This is a genomic window from Rhodanobacter ginsengisoli, from assembly GCF_042657065.1.
GTDB lineage: Bacteria > Pseudomonadota > Gammaproteobacteria > Xanthomonadales > Rhodanobacteraceae > Rhodanobacter > Rhodanobacter ginsengisoli.
Window position 1 is genome coordinate 1,713,052 of sequence record NZ_JBHSNF010000001.1, and the last position, 24,023, is coordinate 1,737,074.

Annotated in this window: 24 protein-coding genes and 1 tRNA gene; 12 read left to right on the forward strand and 13 right to left on the reverse strand. The window is 65.2% G+C overall.

Features of this window, described 5'->3' with window-relative positions:
* Nucleotides 1–56: 56 nt before the first annotated feature.
* A tRNA-Arg gene (locus ACFPPA_RS07895) sits at nucleotides 57–133 on the reverse strand.
* A gap of 173 nt (nucleotides 134–306) precedes the next feature.
* On the opposite strand from ACFPPA_RS07895, the gene amaB reads away from it, so the two are divergent.
* The 6 genes from amaB to murB all read left to right on the forward strand — a co-directional run bounded on the left by amaB (nucleotide 307) and on the right by murB (nucleotide 5,933).
* Complete coding sequence (amaB, locus tag ACFPPA_RS07900) at nucleotides 307–1,842, forward strand: L-piperidine-6-carboxylate dehydrogenase (protein ID WP_377318967.1); 1,536 nt, start codon at nucleotides 307–309, stop codon at nucleotides 1,840–1,842.
* A gap of 108 nt (nucleotides 1,843–1,950) precedes the next feature.
* Nucleotides 1,951–2,253 (forward strand): DUF4190 domain-containing protein, encoded by a 303-nt coding sequence (locus tag ACFPPA_RS07905; RefSeq protein ID WP_377318969.1) that lies wholly within the window; start codon nucleotides 1,951–1,953, stop codon nucleotides 2,251–2,253.
* Nucleotides 2,254–2,263: 10 nt separating this feature from the next.
* Nucleotides 2,264–3,040, forward strand: coding sequence for an SDR family NAD(P)-dependent oxidoreductase (locus ACFPPA_RS07910; RefSeq protein ID WP_377318971.1), 777 nt, complete (start codon nucleotides 2,264–2,266; stop codon nucleotides 3,038–3,040).
* A complete protein-coding gene (locus ACFPPA_RS07915) occupies nucleotides 3,033–3,812 on the forward strand; it encodes a class I SAM-dependent methyltransferase (protein WP_377318973.1) in 780 nt (259 codons plus the stop codon). The genes ACFPPA_RS07910 and ACFPPA_RS07915 overlap by 8 nt, the downstream gene beginning before the upstream one ends.
* Before the next feature lie 2 nt (nucleotides 3,813–3,814).
* Nucleotides 3,815–4,852, forward strand: a complete 1,038-nt coding sequence (locus ACFPPA_RS07920; protein WP_377318975.1) for a quinone-dependent dihydroorotate dehydrogenase — start codon at nucleotides 3,815–3,817, stop codon at nucleotides 4,850–4,852.
* Nucleotides 4,853–4,904: 52 nt separating this feature from the next.
* Nucleotides 4,905–5,933, forward strand: coding sequence for a UDP-N-acetylmuramate dehydrogenase (gene murB / locus ACFPPA_RS07925; RefSeq protein WP_377319463.1), 1,029 nt, complete (start codon nucleotides 4,905–4,907; stop codon nucleotides 5,931–5,933).
* 103 nt (nucleotides 5,934–6,036) lie between these two features.
* On the opposite strand, the gene purB is transcribed toward murB, so the two are convergent.
* The gene (purB, locus tag ACFPPA_RS07930) at nucleotides 6,037–7,404 is read right to left on the reverse strand and encodes an adenylosuccinate lyase (RefSeq protein WP_377318977.1); all 1,368 of its coding nucleotides are present in this window, start codon (nucleotides 7,402–7,404) and stop codon (nucleotides 6,037–6,039) included.
* A gap of 158 nt (nucleotides 7,405–7,562) precedes the next feature.
* Between purB and ACFPPA_RS07935 the strand changes: the two genes are divergently transcribed.
* Nucleotides 7,563–8,951, forward strand: a complete 1,389-nt coding sequence (locus ACFPPA_RS07935) for a class II fumarate hydratase (RefSeq protein WP_377318979.1) — start codon at nucleotides 7,563–7,565, stop codon at nucleotides 8,949–8,951.
* 25 nt (nucleotides 8,952–8,976) lie between these two features.
* Here ACFPPA_RS07935 and ACFPPA_RS07940 read toward each other — a convergent pair whose 3' ends face one another.
* The 6 genes from ACFPPA_RS07940 to ACFPPA_RS07965 form a co-directional block, all read right to left on the reverse strand.
* Nucleotides 8,977–9,564 carry a YggN family protein gene (locus tag ACFPPA_RS07940; protein ID WP_377318981.1) on the reverse strand — a complete coding sequence of 196 codons (588 nt, stop codon included), beginning with the start codon at nucleotides 9,562–9,564 and terminating at the stop codon, nucleotides 8,977–8,979.
* Between the two features lie 115 nt (nucleotides 9,565–9,679).
* Entirely contained in the window at nucleotides 9,680–10,636 is a 957-nt protein-coding gene (locus ACFPPA_RS07945; RefSeq protein WP_377318983.1) for a hypothetical protein, read from the reverse strand.
* Nucleotides 10,633–11,490 (reverse strand): ABC transporter ATP-binding protein, encoded by an 858-nt coding sequence (locus ACFPPA_RS07950; RefSeq protein ID WP_377318985.1) that lies wholly within the window; start codon nucleotides 11,488–11,490, stop codon nucleotides 10,633–10,635. The genes ACFPPA_RS07945 and ACFPPA_RS07950 overlap by 4 nt, the downstream gene beginning before the upstream one ends.
* A complete protein-coding gene (locus tag ACFPPA_RS07955) occupies nucleotides 11,487–11,876 on the reverse strand; it encodes a GntR family transcriptional regulator (RefSeq protein ID WP_377318987.1) in 390 nt (129 codons plus the stop codon). The genes ACFPPA_RS07950 and ACFPPA_RS07955 overlap by 4 nt, the downstream gene beginning before the upstream one ends.
* A 5-nt stretch (nucleotides 11,877–11,881) precedes the next feature.
* Nucleotides 11,882–12,223 (reverse strand): hypothetical protein, encoded by a 342-nt coding sequence (locus ACFPPA_RS07960; protein WP_377318989.1) that lies wholly within the window; start codon nucleotides 12,221–12,223, stop codon nucleotides 11,882–11,884.
* Nucleotides 12,224–12,725: 502 nt separating this feature from the next.
* Nucleotides 12,726–13,310, reverse strand: a complete 585-nt coding sequence (locus tag ACFPPA_RS07965) for an FMN-dependent NADH-azoreductase (protein WP_377318991.1) — start codon at nucleotides 13,308–13,310, stop codon at nucleotides 12,726–12,728.
* A gap of 112 nt (nucleotides 13,311–13,422) precedes the next feature.
* Between ACFPPA_RS07965 and ACFPPA_RS07970 the strand changes: the two genes are divergently transcribed.
* The 3 genes from ACFPPA_RS07970 (at nucleotide 13,423) to ACFPPA_RS07980 (ending at nucleotide 16,410) form a co-directional block, all read left to right on the forward strand.
* Nucleotides 13,423–14,400: a LysR substrate-binding domain-containing protein gene (locus ACFPPA_RS07970; protein ID WP_377318993.1), complete on the forward strand. Its 978-nt coding sequence runs from the start codon at nucleotides 13,423–13,425 to the stop codon at nucleotides 14,398–14,400.
* A 64-nt stretch (nucleotides 14,401–14,464) separates the two neighbouring features.
* A complete protein-coding gene (locus tag ACFPPA_RS07975; RefSeq protein ID WP_377318995.1) occupies nucleotides 14,465–15,607 on the forward strand; it encodes a pyridoxal phosphate-dependent aminotransferase in 1,143 nt (380 codons plus the stop codon).
* A complete protein-coding gene (locus tag ACFPPA_RS07980) occupies nucleotides 15,595–16,410 on the forward strand; it encodes an amidohydrolase (protein ID WP_377318997.1) in 816 nt (271 codons plus the stop codon). Before ACFPPA_RS07975 ends, ACFPPA_RS07980 begins: the two co-directional genes overlap by 13 nt.
* A 139-nt stretch (nucleotides 16,411–16,549) precedes the next feature.
* Here the strand turns inward: ACFPPA_RS07980 and arsC are convergent, their stop codons facing one another.
* The 4 genes from arsC to ACFPPA_RS08000 are packed head-to-tail and all read right to left on the reverse strand — an operon-like array spanning nucleotide 16,550 to nucleotide 20,334.
* Nucleotides 16,550–16,894, reverse strand: a complete 345-nt coding sequence (gene arsC, locus ACFPPA_RS07985) for an arsenate reductase (glutaredoxin) (protein WP_377318999.1) — start codon at nucleotides 16,892–16,894, stop codon at nucleotides 16,550–16,552.
* A gap of 37 nt (nucleotides 16,895–16,931) precedes the next feature.
* On the reverse strand, nucleotides 16,932–18,491 hold the full coding sequence (locus ACFPPA_RS07990) for a pseudouridine synthase (protein WP_377319001.1): 1,560 nt from the start codon (nucleotides 18,489–18,491) through the stop codon (nucleotides 16,932–16,934).
* Nucleotides 18,488–19,363, reverse strand: a complete 876-nt coding sequence (gene scpB / locus ACFPPA_RS07995) for an SMC-Scp complex subunit ScpB (protein WP_377319003.1) — start codon at nucleotides 19,361–19,363, stop codon at nucleotides 18,488–18,490. Before scpB ends, ACFPPA_RS07990 begins: the two co-directional genes overlap by 4 nt.
* Nucleotides 19,364–19,398: 35 nt before the next feature.
* Entirely contained in the window at nucleotides 19,399–20,334 is a 936-nt protein-coding gene (locus tag ACFPPA_RS08000) for a segregation and condensation protein A (RefSeq protein ID WP_377319005.1), read from the reverse strand.
* Between the two features lie 946 nt (nucleotides 20,335–21,280).
* Here ACFPPA_RS08000 and ACFPPA_RS08005 point away from each other — a divergent pair.
* Nucleotides 21,281–21,643, forward strand: a complete 363-nt coding sequence (locus ACFPPA_RS08005; RefSeq protein ID WP_377319007.1) for a PilZ domain-containing protein — start codon at nucleotides 21,281–21,283, stop codon at nucleotides 21,641–21,643.
* Between the two features lie 67 nt (nucleotides 21,644–21,710).
* Here ACFPPA_RS08005 and ACFPPA_RS08010 read toward each other — a convergent pair whose 3' ends face one another.
* Nucleotides 21,711–23,393: an AMP-binding protein gene (locus ACFPPA_RS08010; protein WP_377319009.1), complete on the reverse strand. Its 1,683-nt coding sequence runs from the start codon at nucleotides 23,391–23,393 to the stop codon at nucleotides 21,711–21,713.
* Between the two features lie 141 nt (nucleotides 23,394–23,534).
* Between ACFPPA_RS08010 and ACFPPA_RS08015 the strand changes: the two genes are divergently transcribed.
* The gene (locus ACFPPA_RS08015) at nucleotides 23,535–23,981 is read left to right on the forward strand and encodes a hypothetical protein (protein WP_377319011.1); all 447 of its coding nucleotides are present in this window, start codon (nucleotides 23,535–23,537) and stop codon (nucleotides 23,979–23,981) included.
* Nucleotides 23,982–24,023 lie beyond the last annotated feature (42 nt).

Below are 24,023 nucleotides of genomic sequence, written 5' to 3' on the forward strand. Positions count from 1 at the left end.
CCCCGACACCAAAAAGCACAAGGGCCGGCATGGCCGACCCTTGTGTGCGTTGCAGTTGGTGCCCTCGAGACGATTCGAACGTCCGACCTGCCCCTTAGGAGGGGGCCGCTCTATCCAGCTGAGCTACGAGGGCAGCGCGGCGATTTTCGCATGGATGACGGCGATGCGCGATCCATCCCGGTCGCGGGCACCGTGTTGCATGGGATGTCCGCTCCGGCGGGATAAAGGGCGGCCTGCTAGAATGAATGGTTTAAACGCTCTCAATTCACGGTGCCGGCGGGTACCTTCCAGTTTCAGGAGTCACGTATGTCCCATGCAATCCTCAAGTCGCTCGGTATCGGCAACGAACATTCCGGCGGCTACCTCGGTCAGGGCGAGTGGTCGAAGACCACCGATGCCGGCGCACTGCAGCCGGTGAACCCGGCGACCGGTGAAGTGATCGCCACGGTGCATGCGTCCAGCGCCGCCGACTACGAAGTGATCGTCAGGCGCGCGCAGGAAGCATTCAAGATCTGGCGCACCACGCCGGCACCGCTGCGCGGCGAAGCGGTGCGCCTGTGCGGTGAGGCGCTGCGCAAGCACAAGGACGCGCTCGGTTCGCTGGTGTCGCTGGAGATGGGCAAGATCAAGCCCGAGGGCGACGGCGAAGTGCAGGAGATGATCGACATCGCCGACTTCGCCGTAGGCCAGAGCCGCATGCTCTACGGCTACACCATGCATTCGGAGCGCCCCGGCCACCGCATGTACGAGCAGTACCACCCGCTGGGCATCGTCGGCATCATCAGCGCGTTCAATTTCCCGGTCGCGGTGTGGGCCTGGAACGCGATGCTGGCCGCCGTCTGCGGCGACATCTGCATCTGGAAGCCGTCGCCGAAGACGCCGCTGACCGCGATCGCCACCATGAAGATCTGCAATGACGCGCTGAAGGACGGCGGCTATCCGGACCTGTTCTTCCTGTTCAACGACGCCGGCAGCGACCTGGCGCAGGCGTTCGTCGACGACAAGCGCGTGGGCCTGATCAGCTTCACCGGTTCGACCAAGGTCGGCCGCATGGTCGGCGAGCGCGTGGCCCAGCGCATGGGCCGCTCGCTGCTCGAGCTGGGCGGCAACAACGCGATCATCCTGGACGAGTCGGCCGACCTGAAGCTGGCCATCCCGGGCATCGTGTTCGGTTCGGTCGGCACCGCCGGCCAGCGCTGCACCAGCACCCGCCGCCTGTTCGTGCACGAGTCGATCTACGACAACGTGCTCGAGACCCTGGTCAAGGCCTACGGCCAGGTCGAGGGCAAGATCGGCGATCCGAACGAAGCCACCACGCTGATGGGTCCGCTCAACAGCCAGGAAGCCGTGCAGGGTTATCTCGGGGCGATCGAGAAGGCCAAGGCGGCCGGCGGCACCGTGGCTACCGGCGGCAAGGCGTTGGCCGATCGCAAGGGCAACTTCGTGCTGCCGACGATCATCACCGGCCTGAAGAATTCGGATGAAGTCATCCAGACCGAAACCTTCGCGCCGATTCTCTACGTGATGAAGTTCAAGACCCTCGACGAGGCGATCGAACTGCAGAACGGCGTGCCGCAGGGCCTGTCCTCGGCGCTTTTCACCGAGAGCATGAAGTCGGCCGAAAAGTACCTGTCGGCTGCCGGTTCGGATTGCGGCATCTCCAACGTCAACATCGGCACCTCGGGCGCGGAGATCGGCGGTGCGTTCGGCGGCGAGAAGGAAACCGGCGGTGGCCGCGAGTCCGGCTCCGATGCGTGGAAGGTCTACATGCGCCGCCAGACCAACACGATCAACTACTCCGATTCGCTGCCGCTGGCCCAGGGCATCAAGTTCGACCTGTAAGCGATGCAGCCGGCCACGGGTGGTTCGCCACCCGTGGCCGATGACGATACGATGCATGCCGGTGCCGAGTTCCTTCGACAAAGTTCCCTTCGATGAGTGAGCGACCCGATGAGCGATCAACCGTCCTACAAACCCGCTTCCCCGACCAGTTCGCTGGCGGTGGTGAGCCTGGTCTTCGGCATTCTCAGCTGGTGCGTGCTGCCGTTCGTCGGCGCGATCGTGGCGATCATCTGCGGCCATATGGCGCGCGGTGAAATTCGTCGGGCGAGCCCGGATGCCCGTCTCGAGGGCGACGGCATGGCCGTGGCCGGGCTGCTGCTCGGTTATGCGCAACTGGTGCTGTGGGTGCTGCTGGTCTTTCTGGTCGTTGCGGTGATGGTGTTCGGTGTGGCGTTCTCGCACTGGCATTGAGGCGCAGTCGATGGTCAGCGGGCATCCTGTCACCCCTTTCGATTTTCATGGTTATCGCGTGGTCGTGGCCGGCGCCAGCCGTGGCATCGGTCGCAGCATCGCGCTGGCCTTTGCCGGAGCCGGTGCGGCGGTGTCGGTCTGCGCCCGCGGCGAAGCGGCGCTGGAACAGACCCGCCAGGCGATTGCCGCCTGTGGCGTCACCGCCCATGCACGCAGCTGCGACCTGGCCGATCCGAAGGCGATCGACACCTATGTGGCGGAGGCTGCCGGCGCGCTCGGCGGCATCGACGTGCTGGTCAACAACGCCAGCGGCTACGGTTTTTCGGATGACGACGAGGCGTGGATCGCCGGTTTCAATGTGGATCTGATGGCGGCTGTGCGGGCGTCGCGTGCGGCCTTGTCGCATCTCGAGGCATCACCGGCAGGCTGCATCCTGCACACCAGTTCTATCGCCGCATTCCGGCCGCGGGCCGGCGGTGCACCGTATGCCGCGGTGAAGGCGGCGCTGAGCCAGTACACGACGTCGCAGGCGCTGGCGCTGGCCGTGCAGCGCATCCGCGTCAACGCGATCGCGCCGGGTTCGATCGCGTTCGCCGATGGCCTGTGGGAACACCGGCGGCTCGAACAGCCCGAGCTGTATCAGGCGACCCTGGCGAAGATTCCGTTCGGCCGCTTCGGCAAGCCGGAGGAGATCGCCCACGCCGCCCTGTTCCTGGCGTCCCCGTGGGCGGGCTGGATCACCGGCCAGACGCTGGTGGTCGACGGCGGCCAGATGCTCAATGGCTGACGTGCACCCGCCGCTGCATGCCACCGCGCGCTTCAGCGATCGCGTCGACGACTACGTGCGCTATCGGCCGGATTACCCGCCTGCGCTGCTCGACTGGTTGCAGCGCGAGCAGGGCGTGGATGCCGACTGGCAGGTGGCCGATGTCGGCGCCGGGACGGGGATTTCCTCCAGGATGTTTCTCGATGCTGGCTATCCGGTGATCGCGGTGGAGCCGAATGCGCCGATGCGCCGTGCTGCCGAGGGCTGGTTGCATGCGTGCAAGGCATTCCGGGCCGTGGACGGTCGCGCCGATGCGACCGGGCTGGCTGACGCCAGCGTGGATCTGGTCACCGTGGCGCAGGCCTTCCACTGGTTCGACGAGGACGCGGCACGGCGCGAGTTCGCGCGCATCCTGCGGCCGGGCGGGCTGGTCGCGATCTGGTGGAATTCGCGCCGGCTGAGCGGCACGCGCTTTCTGGAAGGCTACGAAGCGCTGCTGCAAACCTTCGGTACCGACTACGCCAGCGTGGCCGAGCGCTACGCCGACGATGGGCGGATGCGTGCGTGGTTCGGTGCCGGCCTGCGTGGCAGCGCCTGTTTCGCGCACGGCCAGCAGCTGGATTTCGAGGCGCTGCGCGGTCGGTTGATGTCTTCCTCGTACGCGCCACCGGTCGGTCATCCGCAGCATGAGCCGATGCTGCAGGCGCTGCGCGAACTGTTCGACCGTTGCGCCGAACGGGGCACGGTAAGCTTCGATTACGACACCCGCATCTTCGCGGGCCAACTGGTTTGATCATGTACGACTTCCTGCGCCCGCTGCTGTTCAAGCTCGATGCCGAAACGGCTCATCGCCTCACCCTGTACGGGCTGGGCGTGGCCCAGCGCAGCGGCTTCGCCCATCTGGTCGCCCGACCACCGGCGGATCTGCCGACCAACGTTTTCGGGATCACCTTCCCGAACCCGGTCGGCCTGGCCGCCGGGCTGGACAAGAATGCCGAGCATCTCGACGCGCTCGATGCGCTGGGCTTCGGTTTCATCGAAGTGGGCACGGTCACGCCGTTGCCGCAGCCGGGCAACGACAAGCCACGCATGTTCCGGCTGCCGCGGCACGAGGCGATCATCAACCGGCTCGGCTTCAACAACGGTGGCGTCGATGCCTTGTTGCGCAACGTGCAGGAGTCCAGCTACCACGGCGTGCTCGGCATCAACATCGGCAAGAACAAGGACACCCCGAACGAGAAGGCGGTCAACGACTACCTGACTTGCCTGCACAAGGTGTACGAGCGCGCCAGCTACATCACCGTGAACATCTCTTCGCCCAATACCCAGGGCCTGCGCGACCTGCAGCAGGAAGCCACGTTGTACAAGTTCATCTCGCTGTTGCGCGCGGCGCAGGAGCGGCTGGGCTCGCAGCAGGGCCGGCGCAAGCCGATGCTGCTGAAGATCGCACCGGACCTGACCGAGGCCGAGCTGGATGCGATCGCCGAAGTGCTGTTGCGCACCGGTATCGACGGGGTGATCTGCAGCAACACCACGATCGATCACTCTGCGGTTGCCGATGACCCGCGCGGTGGCGAGGTCGGCGGGCTGTCCGGCAAGCCGCTGTTCGAGCGTTCCACCGCGGTGCTGGCCGGCATGCACAAACGGCTGCAGGGACGCATCCCGCTGATCGGCGTGGGTGGCATCCTCGACGGCAGCGACGCCGCCGAGAAAATCGACGCGGGCGCGTCGCTGGTGCAGATCTATTCCGGCCTGATCTATCGGGGGCCGCAGCTGATCGAAGAGTGCGTCAACGAAATCCGGCGCCAGCGCGAGGATACCCAGGGTGGCTGAACCATTCGACCTGCCGACGGAGCGGACTGGCATGCCCGCGGAGCGCATTGACATGGGCGGCTATACGCTGACCGAACGGGCTTCGCTGGCCACGTTCAACACCTTGCGCGTAGCGGCACGGGCGACCTTGCTGGCCGATATCCGCGATGCCGGCAAGCTGCCCGAACTGCTCGATTTTCCCGCGGTGCGCCAGGGCCGCCTGCTGGTGCTGGGCGAGGGCAGCAACCTGCTGTTCACCGGCGACTTCGACGGTACCGTGCTGCTGATGTCCACTCGCGGCGTGCAGGTGGAAAGCGACGGCGACAGCGAGCGCATCGCGGTGGCCGCCGGCGAGCGCTGGGACGATTTCGTGCGCTGGACGCTGGGGCAGGGCTACGCCGGCCTGGAAAACCTGATCCTGATTCCCGGTACGGTGGGCGCCGCGCCGATCCAGAACATCGGCGCCTACGGTTGCGAAGTGGCCGAGTTCATCGAGAGCGTGGAAGCCTGGGACATCCGTGAGCGGCGCGTGGTGATGCTGGACCACGCCACCTGCGCGTTTGCCTATCGCGACTCGCTGTTCAAGCGCGAGCCCGGTCGCTACATCGTCACGGCCGTGCGCTTCGTGTTGCCGCGCAGCCGCGCCTTGCGCACCGATTACGCGGGCATCGCCGAAGAGCTGCAGCGGATGGGGGTGGACAAGCCCGCGCCGTTCCATGTCGCCGAAGCGGTGGTGCACCTGCGCACGCGCAAGCTGCCCGACCCGGCGGTGATCGGCAACGCCGGCAGCTTCTTCAAGAATCCGATCGTCGAAGCGGCGGTTGCCGAGGCACTCGTGCGCGAACATCCCGAGATGGCTTCATGGCCTCAGCCCGATGGCCGGCGCAAGCTGTCCGCCGCCTGGATGATCGAAGCCGCCGGCTTCAAGGGCGTGCGCGAAGGCGATGCCGGTATCTCCAACCGGCATGCGCTGGTCCTGGTCAATCACGGCAAGGCCACGGGACCGCAGCTGTGGGCACTGGCGCAGCGGGTGATGCTTGGCGTGCACGAGAAGTTCGGCGTGCAACTGGAGCCGGAGCCGGTGGTGATCGGCGCCGCCTGATTCCGGGCGCCGTTGCGCCCGCGTTCCCCCGAGGGGAGAAGGGCGGGCCTCATACGACGCGCTGTCGTTCCATCGAGGGGCCTGTTTGCCCTTCGTGCCGCGCTCAGATGTCCCTTGCCAGCGACTCGGCCAGCCCCACATAGCTACCCGGTGTCAGCTCCAGCAGACGCTGCTTCGCCTCGGCCGGCAAGTCCAGCCCGCTGATGAACGCGTGCATCGACTCCTGCGTGATCCCGTGACCCCGGGTCAGCGCCTTCAGCTGCTCATATGGCTCGGGCAGGCCGTAACGGCGCATGACGGTCTGCACCGCTTCGGCCAGCACTTCCCAACTGGCGTCGAGGTCGGCACCGATGCGCTCGGCGTTGACGTTGAGCTTGCCCAGGCCTTTCTTCAGCGACTCCAGCGCGACCAGGCCGTGGCCGAACGCGGTGCCCAGTGCGCGCAGCACGGTGGAGTCGGTGAGGTCGCGCTGCCAGCGGCTGATCGGCAGCTTTTCGGCGAAATGGCCGAGCAGGGCATTGGCCAGGCCGAAGTTGCCCTCGGCATTCTCGAAGTCGATCGGGTTGACCTTGTGCGGCATGGTCGAGGAGCCGACTTCGCCGGCCTTCAGGGTCTGCTTGAAATAGCCCAGCGAGATGTAGCCCCAGATGTCGCGCGCCAGGTCGATCAGGATGATGTTGGCGCGGCGCACGGCATCGCAGTATTCGGCGATGCCGTCGTGCGGCTCGATCTGGGTGGTCCAGGCGTTGTAGTCGAGGCCGAGGCTCTCCACGAAGCGCTGCGAGAATGCGCGCCAGTCCACTTCCGGGTAGGTGATGACATGGGCGTTGTAGTTGCCGACCGCGCCGTTGATCTTGCCGGAGATCTCCACCGCGGCGAGCTGCCGGCGCTGGCGCTGCAGGCGTGCCACCACGTTGGCGACTTCCTTGCCCAACGTGCTGGGTGAGGCGGTCTGGCCGTGCGTGCGCGAAAGCAGCGGCAGTGCGGCGTTGGCATGCGCCAGTTCGCGCAGCTGGGCGAGTACCGCATCGAACTGCGGCAGCAGCACCTGATCGCGCGCGTCGCGCAGCATCAGCGCGTAGGACAGGTTGTTGATGTCCTCGCTGGTGCAGGCGAAATGCACGAATTCCTTCGCCTGCGCCAGGCCGGCGTCGGCGCCGATCTTTTCCTTGATGAAGTACTCGACCGCCTTCACGTCGTGGTTGGTGGTTGCCTCGATCGCCTTGATCCGTTCGCCGTCGGCCACGCTGAAGGTCTCCGCTATCGCCTTCAAGGTGGCGACCTGCGCCGGATCGAACGGCGGCAGCTCGGCGATGTTCGGATCGGCAGCCAGCGCCAGCAGCCACTCGATCTCCACCCGCACGCGCCGGTGCATCAGGCCGAATTCGCTGAAGATCGGGCGCAGCGTTTCGACCTTGCCGGCGTAGCGGCCGTCCAGTGGCGACAGGGCGGTGAGGGCGTGAGAGGACATCGACGGTTTCCGGTGGGTCAGGGAAACGCGCATTCTACAGCCTGCGCCGCGCGGCCCGAACCCGCCGAGGCGATGACGGTCCCTTGATTTGCGGCGAATCACGCCTATCGTGAAGAAGATGGCCATCGGCAAACCCCTCCGCCTCCCCAGGACAGCGCATGAACACGTTTCGTACCGAACACGACAGCATGGGCGAGCTGAAAGTCCCTGCTGACGCCTTGTATGGCGCGCAGACCCAGCGCGCGATCGACAACTTCCCGATCTCCGGCCTGCACCTGCCGCGCCCGTTCATCCGTGCCCTGGGCCTGATCAAGGCCGCAGCGGCCGAGGTCAACCTGGCGATGGGTCACCTGAAGAAGAACCAGGCGGCGGCGATCCGCAAGGCGGCGCTGGCCGTGGCCGACGGTGAACATGACGCCCAGTTCCCGATCGACATCTTCCAGACCGGCTCGGGCACCAGCACCAACATGAATGCGAACGAGGTAATCGCGCATCTGGCGGTGAAGGGCGGCGCGAGAGTGCATCCGAACGATCACGTCAATTACGGGCAGAGTTCGAACGACGTGATCCCCACCGCGATCCATGTCAGTGCCACGCTTACTGCCAGTGAGCAACTGCTGCCGGCGTTGAAGCATCTGGGGAAGGTGATCGACAAGCGTGCCCGCGAATTGAGGAACACGGCCAAGACCGGTCGCACCCACCTGATGGACGCGATGCCGATCACCTTCGGGCAGGAGCTGTCCGGCTGGTCGGCGCAGATCGGTTCGGCGAGCGAGCGGATCGAGGATGCCTTGAAGCGGATGCGCCGGCTGCCGCTGGGCGGTACCGCGGTCGGTACCGGCATCAATGCCGATCCGGCGTTCGGCCCGGCGGTGGCGGCGCAGCTGAAGAAGCTGACCGGGGTGAAGTTCGAGTCGGCGGAAAACTATTTCGAAGGCATGGCGGCACAGGACGCCGCGGTGGAACTGTCCGGCCAGCTGAAGACACTGGCGGTGGCGCTGATGAAGATCGCGAACGACCTGCGCTGGATGAATTCCGGTCCGCTGGCCGGTCTGGGCGAGATCGAGTTGCCGGCGCTGCAGCCCGGCTCCTCGATCATGCCGGGCAAGGTCAATCCGGTGATTCCCGAGGCCACCGCGATGGTCGCCGCGCAGGTGATCGGCAACGATGCCTCGATCACCATCGCCGGCCAGTCCGGCAATTTCCAGCTCAACGTGATGCTGCCGCTGATCGCGCACAACCTGCTGCAGTCGATCGGCATCCTGGCCAACGTGTCACGCCTGCTGGCCGACCAGGCGATCGCCGGCTTCAAGGTCAACCGGGAACGGGTCAATCAGGCGCTCGCGATGAACCCGATCCTGGTCACCGCGCTGAACCCGGTGATCGGTTACGAGAAGGGTGCTGCCACCGCCAAGCAGGCGTACAAGGAAAAGCGGCCGATTCTCGAGGTGGCGCTGGAGACCACCGGTCTGCCGAAGGACGAGCTGAAGAAGCTGCTCGATCCGCTGGCGCTGACCCGTGGTGGCATTCAGGGCGAGGGCAAGTAGCCGACCTCGCCCGTGTCGATGCCCATCATGGCTGAGGGCCGTCGTCGGCGGCCCGGGTCACCACGCGGTCGTGCTTGTGGCAATCCTCGCCATCATCGGCGGCGAGGATGCCGGCATAGGGCTTGAACGCGGGCAGCTGGACCGCCAGCGCATCCTGGGCCGTCTTGATCTGGACGATATCCAGGCAGATGTTGTTCGCCTGTTCCTCGACCTGTTTCGCCTTGGCGTCGACGTGCTTGTCGATCTGGTTGCTGTCGCCGCTGGCGATGCTGGCCACCACGCCCTGGATTGCCGCACCCGCCACGGCCGCACCGGCCTTGCCGGTGGCAATGCCGTGCTCGCGCACGGCGAGCGCAGACTGGGCATAGCGCTTGAGCAACGCCTGTTGTGCCGGGGTGGTGGCGACAGGTTTCCCGTCGATGCTCAACTCGCCATCGGCGGAGATCACCGCGTTGGGGGCGCCGTTGACATGCAGGATGGCGACCCCGTGCTTGACCCGAATGCCGCCATTGGCAATCGAGGTGCCGCCGAAATCGCTCATGTCCGAACCGTTGCCGCAGCCGGCCAGCAGTCCGGTGGCGAGCAGGGCGAAGAACAAGTGACGTGGTGACATGGAAACTCTCCGGTGCAGGCTTGCGTTAAAGGTTTTGGTGAGCGTCGATGAAGCGACTGGGAACTCGCCGTTCAATGAAAGCGGATGGGCCGAGGCGACCCATCCGTGGCATCACTCAGCTGTCATCGCGCCAGCGGCGGAACCAGATGGCGCCGACGAGCAAGGCGGCTCCCGCCACCACGCCGATCCACAGGTTGGGCGAACCCAGCAGCTGGTAGGTCGAGCCCAGGTCCAGCGCGTTCAGGCCATCGATGTTGGAGACATGGTGCGGCATGCCGCCGAACAGGCTGCCGGTGCCGGGAAATACGCTGAGCAGGCTGCGTTGCACGACGTTGCGCCAGAACCAGGTGGTCGGCAGGTTGAACAGGCCCATGATGCCGAACCAGCTGATCAGCAGGCCCGTGGCGACCGGCAAGGCCACTGCCCACAGGAAGGGCTTGTTGCGTGCCCAGGCCGAGCAGAGCAGCAGCCAGCCGACGGAGGGCAGCGCCCACAACACATAAAGCGGGATGTAGCCGATCAGGTTGAACATCACCTTGAACGGATGCGCCAGCACCAGCAACTGCCACACGTTGATGCCATGGAAGGACAGGGTGACCGCCACGATCAGCAACTGCAGCATGCCCACGACGATGCCCGCGATGACGGCGATGACCGGGGCCAGCACGGTGGCACTGACCACCTTGGACAGCACGGTGCTGGCATCGGAGATCGGCAGCGACTTCCAGAACAGGATGCTGCGGTCGCGACGGTCGTCGTACAGTGCGCCGATGCAGTAGAAGAACACCACGAAACCCAGCACAACGATCAGCAGACCCATCGCCGAGTACATCGCGACATCCAGCGCCAGGCCGACCTTGCTCATGTCACCGGCGTCCATCTGGGCGATGACCTGCTTCAGCCCGCCGCTGGCACCGATGCTGATGCCGTGGCTGGCACCGAGCACCTCGGCGGTGATGATGCCCATGATGTTCAGCAGCAGAAAGACGCCGCCGGTGATGATCGGGGCCCAGAAGAAGCCGCCCCGGTGCTCCCAGAACTCGCGTTTCACGAGCCAGTAGAAGGTTTTCATGCGTAGGTTCCCTTCATGGTGGCGACGAACAGGTCGCTGATGGATGGTCGGCGGATCTCGCCCAGTTGTTCCAGTACATCGCGGCCCACGCCGTCGAACAGGAAAATGCTCTTGCCGAACACCTGGCGCTCGTCCAGTGGTTTCAGCTGGCGCGCGGTGTCGGCCTTGTCGGCGTTGACCATCACCTCGATGAAGCGCTCGCCGACCGCATCCATGTCCGCATCCAGCACGATCCGGCCGTCGCGGATGAACATCAGGTCGGTGAGGATGTGCTCGACTTCCTCGACCTGGTGCGTGGTCACGATGATCGTCTTGTTCTCGTCGAAGTAGTCCTCCAGCAGGTTCTGGTAGAACTGCTTGCGATAGAGGATGTCCAGGCCCAGCGTCGGCTCGTCCAGGATCAGCAGCTTGGCGTCGATCGCCATCACCAGGGCCAGGTGCAGTTGCACGATCATGCCCTTGGACATCTGCCTGACGCGCTGGCCTGCCTGCAGCTTGGTGCGGGCCAGGAACGCCTCGCACTTGCTGCGATCGAAGCGCGGGTGGACGTGGGCGACGAAGTCGACGACCTCCGAGACGCGGATCCAGCGCGGCAGCACCGCCACATCGGCAATGAAGCACACCTCGCCCATCAGCTTGTCACGCTGCTTGCGCGGGTCGAAGCCCAGCACATTCAGTTCACCGGTGAAGTCGGTGAGGCCGAGGACGGCCTTCAGCGCGGTGGTCTTGCCGGCCCCGTTGGGGCCGATCAGGCCGACGATGCGCCCGGCGGGGATCTGGAAGCTGACATTGTCCAGGGCCACCGACGAGTTGTAACTCTTGCTCAGGCCACTGGCCGTGATCACCGCGCTCATGACTGCTCCTCCTGGTTGGCCTGATCCTTCTCGGCGCTGGCTTCGCGCAACAGCGTCTTGAGATCCAGCCCCAGCCGCTGCAGTCGTGCAAACAGCATCGGCCATTCCTCGCGCAGGAACCGCTCGCGTTCCGATTTCAGCAGCGCCGCGCGGGCGCCCTCGATGACGAACATGCCTAAACCCCTCCTTTTTTCAACCAGTTGTTCGTCGACCAGTTCCTGATACGCCTTCGACACGGTCAGCGGGTTGATCTGATAGTCCGCTGCCACCTGGCGCACCGACGGCAGCGGGTCGCCCTCATTCAAGGCGCCGTCCAGGATCATCGCCACCACGCGCTGCTGCAGTTGGCGATAGATCGGGACGCTGTCGTTCCAGGTGATGGTCATATGGTTTATTCCTTGGTGATACGGCCAAACTTTTTGCCAAACGAATAGTAGGGCATGACCAATTGCGACCCGAGCAGACTGAACTGCTGCATGTCGCTGCCACCCTCACCGCGGGACAGCGATGGCGTCGTGGCGAAGCTGACCGTGCCCATGTCGCTCATCAACGCGGCAGCGCGCAGTTCGGCGGCGCCGGGATGGACGGTGACAGGAGCCAGATCGGTGATCGTGGCGGTGTGGTTGCCGGTGGCGGCCGGCTGCTGCGGCGCCACGTTGTAGTTCACGGCACTCAGGCTGGCGAACGTGAACAGGACAGCGGCGAAGCTGGAGATCAGGTTTTGCGCTTTCATGACGGGCCTCCTTGGTGAGCTCGTTGGGTGGTGTTGTGGTGAACTATAACACCGAGTTTCAGGTCGTCAATAGGCAGAATGCCAATTCGCAACATGACTGATGGCCTATGCGCGGTTTTCCCGGCGGGGCAGCGTGCGCGCGGGCAGGCGCGCCGGTCGGAACAGGCTTGCGCCTGGGCTGGAGGCTGCCCGCAAGCAACCTCGGCCGTCGTTGCTGACAAGCGTTACTCGCCGGTGGCGCGGGCTACCGGGGATGATCCCGACGTCACCATCAGCAAAAAGCCCACCGCGGAGGTGGGCCTCTTGTCGGGGGATGCTCCGCACTCACTCTTGGGCGGGGCAGGTCTGTGTCTGTCGCCAACCCGGTCGACGGCGCGAGTCCTCACGTGTGTCGGCAAGCCCGCCGGTGTGCCACCGGCCACCGTGGCGCAGCCCCTGCAGAAACGCGAACGCCCTCCCGGGGCGGGAGGGCGTCGATCGGTATCAGGATGACCCGGGACGATCAGGCGGCCTTGGCCACCAGCGTACCGATGCTGTCACGCGCCGACTGGATCGCCGCGGCCTTCTGCTCGTCGCCGAAAGCCACGCCTTCGGCGCGCACGAACTCGACGTCGCCGATGCCGATGAAGCCGAACGCGGCACGCAGGTAGGGCTCCTGGAAGTCCATCGCGGCGGCGGCGGTGTCCTTGCCGTACAGGCCGCCACGGCTGGAGGCGATGATGACGCGCTTGCCGCCGGCCAGGCCTTCGGGGCCGTTCGCGGTGTACTGGAAGGTCTTGCCGGCCACCAGGATGCGGTCGATCCAGGCTTTCAGCGAGCTGGTCACGCCGAAGTTGTACATCGGGGCGCCGATCACCACGATATCGGCGGCCAGGAACTCGTCCATCACCTCGTTGCCCACGATGGCGACCGGGTCGCTGGCGTCGCTGACCGGCGTCCAGTGGGGCAGCGGCTGGCCGGCGAGATCGCGATAGCTGATTTCGACATCGGGCGTCTGAAGCTTGAGCTCGGCTACGATGTCGGCCGTGAGCTGGCGCGAAACCGAGTAACCGCCGAGTGCGCTGGAATCGATATGCAACAGTTTCATGATGAGGTTCCTGGTCGAGCCGGTTGATCGGCGATGCAAACAGGATATATTCGAAACAATCTGCCGATAAGACGGCAGTAAACGGACTTATCGTTCCACTTTGGAAACAATCATGACGATATTGAGCGGCGCCCTGCAGGACCTCAATGACCTGTATTTCTTTGCTGCCGTGGTCGAGCATGCCGGTTTCTCCGCGGCCGGCCGCGCGCTCGGTGTGCCGAAATCGCGACTGAGCAAACGGGTGGCCCAGCTGGAAGAGCGACTCGGGGTACGGTTGCTGCAACGAACCACCCGGCGCTTCGTGGTCACCGAGGTCGGCGAGCGCTTCTATGCGCATTGCCGTGCGGTGCTGGAGGAGGCGCAGGCGGCACAGGATGCGGTGGACGAGTTGCGTGCCGAACCACGGGGCGTGGTGCGCCTGAGCTGCCCGGTCTCGCTGGCGCAAACCGTCATCGCATATGTGCTGCCGGATTTTCTGGCGCAATACCCGAAGATGCAGGTACGCGTGCTCTCGAGCGATCGTCGGGTCGACGTGATCGGCGAAGGCTACGATCTGGCGATTCGCGTACGCAACAAGCTGGATACGGATGCGAACCTCGTTGTCCGCCAGTTCGGCCAGGCGCGGACCAAGCTGGTGGCAAGCCCCGGCCTGCTGGATGAGCAGGGCCGCCCGAGCACGCCCGACGAGCTGGCCAGGCTGCCGGCGCTGTCGATGCGTGAACACGAAGGGGCTCAGGTATGGGAATTGATCGGTGCCGACGGTGCGCAGGTCAGTGTCGAGGTACGGGCGCGCCTGATCACCGGCGATTTCGCGGTGTTGCTGGAGGCGGCCCGGCGCGGCATGGGCGTGGCCCTGCTGCCGGAGTTCGTCTGTGCACCAGCGATCACCCGTGGCGAGCTGGAAGTGCTTCTGCCGGACTGGAGCGCGCCCGAGGGTATCGCGCATTTCGTCTACCCGAGTCGGCGCGGCATGTTGCCGGGAGTGCGCGCACTGGTCGATTTCCTGGCCGAACGATTGCCCGCCGCCACCTTGCTCAGGCATGAGCAATGCAAGCGCCGGCCGCTGGATGAACTGCCGCCGGCGCCCTGATGCGCATGCCGCCATCGATGCGCTACGCTGGACACTTTATGGACATCCAAACGGCCGAATGACGATGATCGAAACAAAACTCCCGAAAGTCGGCACCACCATCTTCAGCGTGATGAGCCAGCTGGCGCTGGAGCACAAGGCGGTCAACCTGGGTCAGGGCTTTCCCGATTTCGAGCCGCCGCAGGGGTTGCGCGACGCACTGAGCCGGGCCATGAACGAAGGGCGCAACCAGTACGCGCCGAGCCATGGCACGGCGGCGCTGCGCGAGCAGATCGCGATCAAGACCGAGCAGCTGTACGGGCGCAAGGTCAACGTCGATACCGACATCACGGTCACTTCCGGTGCCACCGAGGCGCTGTTTTCGGCGATCGCCGCGCTGGTGCGCACCGGCGAGGAAGTGATCGTGTTCGATCCGGCCTATGACTGTTACGAGCCGGCGATCGAGCTGCAGGGGGCACGAGCGGTGCATATCCCGCTGAGCGTGCCCAGTTTCGCGATCGACTGGCAGCGCGTGCGCGACGCACTGACGCCGAAGACCCGCATGATCCTGATCAACAGTCCGCACAATCCGTCCGGCGCGGTGCTGTCGGCAGCCGATCTCGAGGAACTGGCGGCGATCGTGCGCGACACTCGCATCGTGGTGTTGTCGGACGAGGTCTATGAACACATCGTCTACGACGGTGCCCGCCATGAAAGCGTGCTGCGCCATCCCGAACTGGCCGAGCGCAGCATCGTGATCTCCTCGTTCGGCAAGACCTATCACTGCACCGGCTGGAAGGTCGGCTACGCGGTGGCGCCGGCGGCGCTGTCGGCCGAGTTCCGCAAGGTCCACCAATACCTCACGTTCTGCACGTTCCACCCGGCGCAGGTGGCGTTTGCGGAGTTCCTGGCCAGCGACCCGCAGCACTATCTGGATCTGCCGGCGTTCTACCAGCCCAAGCGCGACCGCTTCCGCGCATTGCTGCAGCCGTCGCGCTTCAAGCTGCTCGACGTGCCGGGCGGCTATTTCCAGCTGGTCGACTACTCGGCGATCCGTGACGAGGATGATGTCGCCTTCAGTCGCTGGCTGGTGCAGCACGGTGGCGTGGCGGCGATCCCGCTGACCCCGTTCTACGAGAGCGCGCCGGGGACACGCCTGTTGCGGCTGTGCTTTGCCAAGAGTGACGCGACCATGGATACGGCGGCGGAGCGGCTATGCCAACTGTGAAGCTGCAACCGCTGAAGGTTTCGCTGGTGCAGGGCGCCACGCGCTGGCACGACTCGGCCGCCAATCGCGATTACTACGGCGGTCTGGTGCGCCAGGTCGTCGGCAGCGACCTGATCGTGCTGCCGGAGACGTTTCTGTCCGGCTTCAGCAACGATACCCGCAGCGCCGCCGAAGGCATGGACGGCGAGGGCGTGGCATGGTTGCTGGCATTGGCGGCGGAGGTCGGCGCGGTGATCTGCGGCAGCCTGGCGATCCGGGAAGACGACACCGTCTACAACCGGCTGTTCTGGGCGCGCCCGGACGGCAGCTTCGCCCGGTACGACAAGCGTCACCTGTTCCGCATGGCCGGTGAGCATACCCGTTACGGCAGTGGCAGCGAGCGCTTGATCGTCGAGCTGAAGGGCTGGCGGATCCTGCCGCAGGTCTGCTACGACCTGCGGTTCCCGGTATGGCTGCGCAATCGCCGGCTGGAGTCCGCCGGCGCCGGCATGGAATACGACCTGGCCCTGTTCGTCGCCAATTGGCCGGCACCGCGCCGGCAGCCGTGGCGGACGTTGCTGCGGGCGCGGGCGATCGAGAACCTCAGCTATGTGGTCGGGGTGAACCGGGTCGGCATGGACGGCAACGAACTGCCCTATGCCGGCGACAGCGCAGTGATCGATCCGCGGGGCGAACCGCTGATCGAATGCGGTGCGCAGGAGCAGTTGGCCACGGTCACGCTTGATCCGCTGGCCTTGCTGGAGCATCGCGAACGCTTCCCGGCATGGATGGATGCCGACGGATTTTCGCTCGACCCGGGTTAGTCCATCGGCCGATCCGGTACCGGAAAGGCGGGTTTCCCCGTCTGGGAAGTCCGGTGCATTTCCTGTCCCTGTCTGCGCTGGCTGGATGATGAAAAAGAAAGCCGCCCGTGGGCGGCTTCTTCAGACAGGCCGGTGTGGATCACAGTAGCGCCAGCACCGCTTCCGGTGGACGACCGATCACCGCCTTGCCGTGGGCTACCACGATCGGACGTTCGATCAGCTTCGGGTGCGCCACCATCGCCGCGATCAAGGCGTCGTCATCGAGCGCCGGATCAGCCAGTCCGAGTGCCTGATACTCCGCCTCGCCGCGGCGCAGCAGTTCGCGTGCATGCATGCCCAGCTGTTGCAGCAACACGGCCAGTTCGGCCGCGCTGGGTGGCGTGTCGAGGTAGTTGATCACCTCGACCTCGGCGCCGTGCTGCTCCAGCAGCGCCAACGCGGCGCGTGATTTGGAGCAGCGGTTGTTGTGATAGATACGCAACATCGCTCAACAGCCTGGGAGGGTCAGCACGAGCCCATGCTCACCGATTGCCCGAGCGGTTGCCGCCACCGCCCCGGCCCGGCGGGCGTCCGCCGCCGTGGCCTTGCGGGCGGGCACCACCTTGCGAGCGGTTGCCACCCTGACCCTGCGGCCGGCCGGCTCCCTGCGGGCGATTGCCGCCCTGGCCCTGCGGCCGACCGGCAGCCTGACCCTGCGGACGCGCCTGGTTGCCATGTGCCGGGCGATTGCCCTGGCCTTGACCCTGACCCTGCGGGCGACCCGCATGGGCCGGGCGGCCAGCCGGCGAACGGTTGCCGCTGGCGGCGCCGCGTGACTCGCCGCCAAAGCCGCTGTACGGAGCGCCGGCCGGGCGGCCTTCACCACCCGGACGTGCGCCAAACGGCTTGCCGCCGGCAGGGCGGCGATTGCCGGCGCCGGCGCCCGTGTTGCCGCGCGGGGCACCCGGGCGGCTGCTGCCGTCGCGGTTCTCACCCGCAAACCAGGTGCGTACCGACGGCAGTTCCTGCCCCGGAGCCACGCGTCGACCGCGTCCGCCGCCGGCACCACGTTCCGGGCGGGCGACGTTGCCGTTGACTTCCTTGCCGTCGCGACGCGGTGGCTTGCGGCCGCGCGTCGGTTCCTCGCGGATGCGGTCGTACGCGCGCAACTCGCGTGCCTCGTCCTGACCGCCGGTCCAGGCGGTGCCGGCACCACGTTCGGGACGGTATTCGGTGACGCTGCGATTGGCGCGGCGCTGGTGCAGCACCGGACTCAGGGTCAGCACCGGTTGCGGCGCTCCCAGGCCGGTGGTCTGGCGCAGCTGCTTGACCGCCTCGGCATCGAGCGACTCGCATTCGCCACGCCGCAGGTTGCGCGGCAGTTCGATCTTGCCGTAGCGGATGCGCTTGAGCCGACTGACCAGGAAACCCTGCGAGTCCCACAGGCGGCGCACTTCGCGATTGCGGCCCTCGCGGATCACCACGCGGAACCAGCTGTGGCTACCGCCGCAGCTGATCACGGCGATCTCGTCGAAGCGGGCCGGGCCGTCGTCCAGTTCCACGCCGGCTTTCAGGCGCTCGATGATCTCGTCGGGCACTTCGCCATGCACACGGCACAGGTATTCGCGCTCGAGGCCGCTCTTCGGGTGCATCAGCGCGTTGGCCAGCTCGCCGTCGGTGGTCAGCAGCAACAGGCCGGTCGTGTTGATGTCCAGCCGGCCCACCGCGACCCAGCGCGCGCCCTTCAGGCGCGGCAGCTGTTCGAACACGGTGGGGCGGCCTTCGGGGTCGTCGCGGGTGGTCAGCACGCCCTCGGGCTTGTGATAGACCAGCACCTCGGTCTCGTCACGGCTGTCGGTGGCGACGACGAACTGCTTGCCGTCCATGACCACGCGGTCACCGGCTTTCACGCTCATGCCGATCTCGGCGGGTGCGCCATTCAGTTCGACTTCGCCGGACTGGATACGCTGTTCGAGCATGCGACGCGAGCCAAGGCCGGCATTGGCGAGCACTTTGTGCAGACGCTCCTCCAGTGCGGGGGCGTCGCTGTCGGTGCGCGGTTCGCGCTTCAGGGATAAAACGGATTTTTGCGGCGCAGTCATGCGCGGTACTCCTCGGTATCTTGCTCGGCGGGGTCGGATTCGACCGTCGCGGCGGGGTTCGCTGCCTCATCGGCAGTGGTCGTCGGGATCTCGGCGGGTGGGCTCGTTTCCGGGCCGGTCCCGTCGAACCCGGGTGAGGTGGTGGACGTGTCAACGTCGACCGTGATGTGGTTGCTGTCTGCCTCCGCGGCGTCCGCGGGTGCAGCGTGTTCGGGGTCGGTCGCACCGTCGCCGGCTTCGGATGCCGGCTCGGTGTCGGCCGGGGTCTCCTCGTCCGGATCGATCGGCAGGTCGCGCACGATGCGGGCCGGCAGCGGTTCGGGTTCGAAGCGCAGCTGCGGATCCTCCATGTCGCGAATTTCCGACAGCGGCGGCAACTGGTCCAGCGATTTCAGATTGAAGTAGTCGAGAAAGGCGCGGGTGGTGCCGAACAGGGCCGGCTTGCCGGGCACGTCGCGGTAGCCGACCACCCGGATCCACTCGCGCTCCTCCATGGTCTTGATGATGTTGGAGGACACCACCACACCGCGGATCTGTTCGATCTCGGGGCGGGTGATCGGCTGGCGGTAGGCGATCAGCGCCAGTGTCTCCAGCAATGCGCGGGAATATCGGCTGGGACGTTCGGTCCACATCCGCGTGATCCATGGATGCACATCCTGGCGCACCTGATAACGGAACCCGGAGGCCACCTGCTTCAGTTCGATGCCGCGGCCGTCGCAGTCGCCAGCCAGCGCTTCCAGCGACCTGGCGATCTGCTCGGGGCTGACGTCATCGGCCTCGTTGAACAGGTCGCCGAGCTGATGCACGGTCATCGGCTGGGTGGAGGCCAGCAGTGCCGCCTCGATGATGGGTTTGAGTTGCTCGATCTGCATGGCCTTGGGTCGGATGCCGATTCAGTGGGTGTGGTTCATTCGCCGGACGACTCGATCAATGCCGATTCGCCGGTCTGCATGTCGTCCGCCGCCGGCAGCTCGGCGTATTCTTCGGAGTGGCTCGCCTTCGCCTTCACGTAGATCGGCGCCAGCGGCTCCTCCTGGACAATCTCCACCAGCATTTCCTTGGCCAGCTCCAGCATGGCCAGGAAGGTCACCACGATGCCGGGGCGTCCTTCGCTGATGTCGAACAGGCTCTCGAAGCGATGGAAGCTGCTGTCGTCCAGCCGGCTCAGCAAGTCACCCATGCGCTGGCGTACGCTGAGCGCCTCGCGCTTGATCGCGTGGTGCCCGAACAGCTCGGCCCGATGCATCACGTCCTTCAGCGCCAGCAGCAATTCGGTCAGCTCCAGCGGCGGCGGCAACTTGATCACGTTGCGTTCGCCCACTTCGGCGTGCACCACCACGCTGTCGCGTTCGAGCCGGGGCAGGGCCTCGATATCCTCGGCCGCCCGCTTGAACCGCTCGTACTCCTGCAAGCGCCGTACCAGCTCGGCCCGGGGATCCTCTTCCAGTCCTTCCTCGATCGGCGGTCGCGGCAACAGCAGCCGTGACTTGATCTCGGCCAGGATCGCGGCCATCAGCAGGTATTCGGCGGCCAGTTCCAGCCGCATCACATCGCGCATCAGCTCGATGTAGGTCATGTACTGCCGGGTGATCTCGGCAACCGGGATGTCCAGGATGTCCAGATTCTGCCGGCGTATCAGGTACAGCAACAGATCCAGTGGACCTTCGAACGACTCCAGGATCACTTCCAGCGCATCCGGCGGGATGTACAGATCCTGTGGCATCTGCAGCATCGGCTCGCCGCGCACGATCGCCAGCGGCATTTCCTGCTGTTGCGGTACCGACGCAAACGCATCCTGCGGTGCGGAGATCTGGCTCTGTGGCTCGACTGGCTCAGTGCTCATCAATGCATGTCATGGGGCCGCCTTCAGCGGCTGGCAGTGCGTTCAACATGATCGGAATCATTCACTTTCCCGCACATCGTGAATGTCCGTACTCGAACGCGGCGGTGAGGCGGCGTTCCGGGATACTGCGTTTTCACATCTTCAAGCCGTGGCGCGGCAGCACTCTCACGATGGGCATGATGAAGCCACTCGGCGGTGGTTCGGTCAGCCAGGTCGCTAGCGGCCATTGCACGCCAGATCCGGGTTGTCAGCCACGGTAACGGCACAAGTCAGAAGGTGGCGAGAATCGATGCCACTGACTGTTCACTGGTCGGTCTGAGAGCTTCGATGGGGACCATGGGTTGCCGGATGAGACCGGCAAACATTTTCCAAGCGTCCGCACGTGTATAGAGAGTAGCGGCAAGCCGATGGCAAGTCCAGCAGTGCCAACCTTGCACGGGCATGCGTCGCGCCGCGGGCCGATTGCCGTAGCGTCGGTTTCTGCGCGCCAGCCGGTTTCATGCCGATGTCCTTAGCGGCACAATAGCGGACTGACCTGCCGGGCCAATGTTCCAAAGGCTTCAGGGCAGGGCGGCATGTGACCGAATGTGACGATATGGGGCAGGGCCGTCACGGCTGTCGGCTGGAGATGCCACGGATGGGATTCCGATCAGCGGCGATCAGGCTCGCCGAGCGGGCAATTTCCATGCTTCCACGTCACATGGGCAAGCCTGCCCGCATGAGAATGTCCTCGGAATTCGGACAGGTGCCATGCAATGGCATGACGATTGCTTGGGATCGGCTGACCGTCGCAGCCAAGCGGTGTGCAAGCGACTGATGCACACGGACCAGGCGAGGGAAAGGTGCTGCGGTACCGGTACATGGTGTCGTGGAAAGGTTTCAGGATGATGTTGTAAATCGCGTCGATGCCCGAGGCAGACGCAAGCGCAAACGGACGGTGAAACTGATGGCAACCGACAAGAATGGACAAGAGGCGCCGGAAAAGCTGCGTCCGGCGCGTATGCAGATCGAGACGACGGTGTTGATGAGCCACAACGGCGAATCGCACCCGACCGAACTGGTCGATATCTCAGCTACCGGTGCCTTGCTGCGCCGTCCGCTGGGCTGGTCTGGCGAGCTTGGCCAGAGTTGGGTACTCGACATGATTTTCGGGCACAACCTGCATATCCATCTGGAGGCCGTTGTGGCGCGCATCTCCGATCATCACATCGGCTTTTCCTACAGCCGCATTCCCGAGGACAAGCAGGTCCCGCTATGGAACCTGCTGGGTGGTTATGCCGACATCCTCGAGTACTGGAAGGACGGCTGAGCGATACTGCCAGCGCGCTAAACAAAAACGCCCGCACGCTGCGGGCGTTTTCGTGTGGGGCGAAACCTCAGGCGGGTGCCTTCACTTCGTCGCGCAATTCGCGGCGCAGGATCTTGCCGACGTTGCTCTTGGGCAGCTCGTTGCGGAACTCGATCAGCTTCGGTCGCTTGTAGCCGGTCAGCTTGTCGCGACAGAACTGCCTGAGCTCGTCTTCGGTGAGATTCGGATCCTTGCGTACCACGAACAACTTCACCACTTCGCCGGAATGCTCGTCCTGCACGCCCACGGCCGCTACCTCGAGTACGCCGGGGTGCTCCATCACCGCATCCTCGACCTCATTCGGATACACGTTGAAGCCGGACACCAGAATCATGTCCTTCTTGCGATCCACGATATAGAAATAGCCGTTCTCGTCCATCCTGGCGATGTCGCCGGTATGCAACCAGCGATCGTCACCCAGCACCTTGGCAGTCTCGTCGGGGCGCTGCCAGTAGCCCTTCATCACCTGCGGGCCACGCACCATCAACTCGCCCACTTCGCCAACCGGCAGCGGCTTGCCCTCCTCGGACCAGATGGCGACGTCGGTGGAAGGCACCGGCAGGCCGATCGATCCGTTGTATTCCTTCAGGTCCGGCGGATTGATACACACGGCGGGCGAGGTTTCGGTCAGTCCGTAGGCTTCGGCCAGGGTACAGCCGGTGACCTTCTTCCAGCGCTCGGCGACCGCACGTTGCACCGCCATGCCACCGCCCAGGGTCAGGTGCAGGCGTGAGAAATCCAGTTCCGCGAAACCCGGCGTATTGAGCAGGCCGTTGAACAGCGTATTGACGCCGGTGAGCGCGGTGAAGCCGGATTGCTTCAGTTCCTTGACGAAACCGGGCATGTCGCGCGGATTGGTGATCAGCCAGTTCAGTCCGCCCAGGCGGGTGAAGACCAGGCCGTTCGCGCACAGCGAAAAGATGTGATACAGCGGCAACGCGGTGATGATGACTTCCTCACCGGGCTTGGTGTTTGCGCTGATCCATGCATCCGCCTGCAACATGTTCGCCACCATGTTGCCGTGGGTCAGCATCGCGCCCTTGGCCACGCCGGTGGTGCCGCCGGTGTATTGCAGGAACGCGATGTCGTCGTGGCCCAGTGTTACCGCCGGCAGCTGATGTCGGGCACCACGGGCCAGCGCCTCGCGAAAGCGCACGGCCTGCGGCAGGTCGAAGGCCGGCACCATCTTCTTGACGTGCTTGATCACGAAGTTGATCAACGGGCCTTTCGGGAAACCCAGCAGGTCGCCGAGGCCGGTGGTGATGACGTGTTGCACCGAGGTTTCGGTAAGCACCTGCTGCAGGGTGGCGGCAAAGTTGTCGAGCACCACGATCGCCTTCGCACCGGCATCCTCCAGCTGATGCCTGAGTTCGCGCGCCGTGTACATCGGGTTGGTGTTGACCACCACCAGGCCGGCGCGCAGCGCGCCGAACAGGGCAATCGGATACTGCAGCACGTTAGGCATCATGATCGCGATGCGATCGCCCTTGCCGAGTTTGAGCTCGCCGGTCAGATAGCCGGCGAACTGGCGACTCATCTCGTCGATCTGTCCGTAGCTGAGCTTGCGGCCGAAATTGGCGAATGCCGGCTTGTCGCGAAAACGTTCGAACGCCTCATCCAGAACCGCTGTCACCGAAGCATATTTGTCGACGTCGATCTGCTCGGCCACGCCTGCCGGATAGTGAGCCAGCCACGGACGTTCATTGCTCATGCTTGGGTTCCCTGTTCTTATCGTGGATCATGATCGATGATGGCCTGCGGATGCTTGCAGCCTTAAGCATGAGCCATATGCCGGCTCATTGGAGCATACGCCCGCGTATAGCGGCAAGCCACACTGCAGCGAGTTGCCGACATGTTGCGATGGAAAAAATCCGCTGGTCTGCTGACTGCGTTGGTGGTGTGCGCGGTGAGCCTGGCCGCCTGCCGACACCGGCCCGATGAGGTGCAGGTGCGCGAGGCGATCGCCGCCGTGGCGACGGCGGCCGAAGCGGGTGCCGCCAGTGACGTGGTGGCGCCACTGAGCGACGACTTCGATGGCAATGCCGGCGAGCTGGATCGCCGTTCATTGGGCAACCTGATCCGACTCTTCGCACTGCGTGGCGAGCATGTCGGCGTGACGCTGGGGCCGATCGGAATCGAACATCGCGGCACGCGGATGGTGGCCACCTTCACCGTGACCCTGACCAGCGGCAGCCATCTGCTACCCGACCAGCTGGGTCTCTATCGGGTCGAATCGGCCTGGCGCAACGAGGAGGGCAAATGGCGCTGCTACACGGCGAGCTGGACGCATGCGATGTGAAAAGTCACGGGTGCCGCAACAGCAAACCGCCCCGGAGGCCGG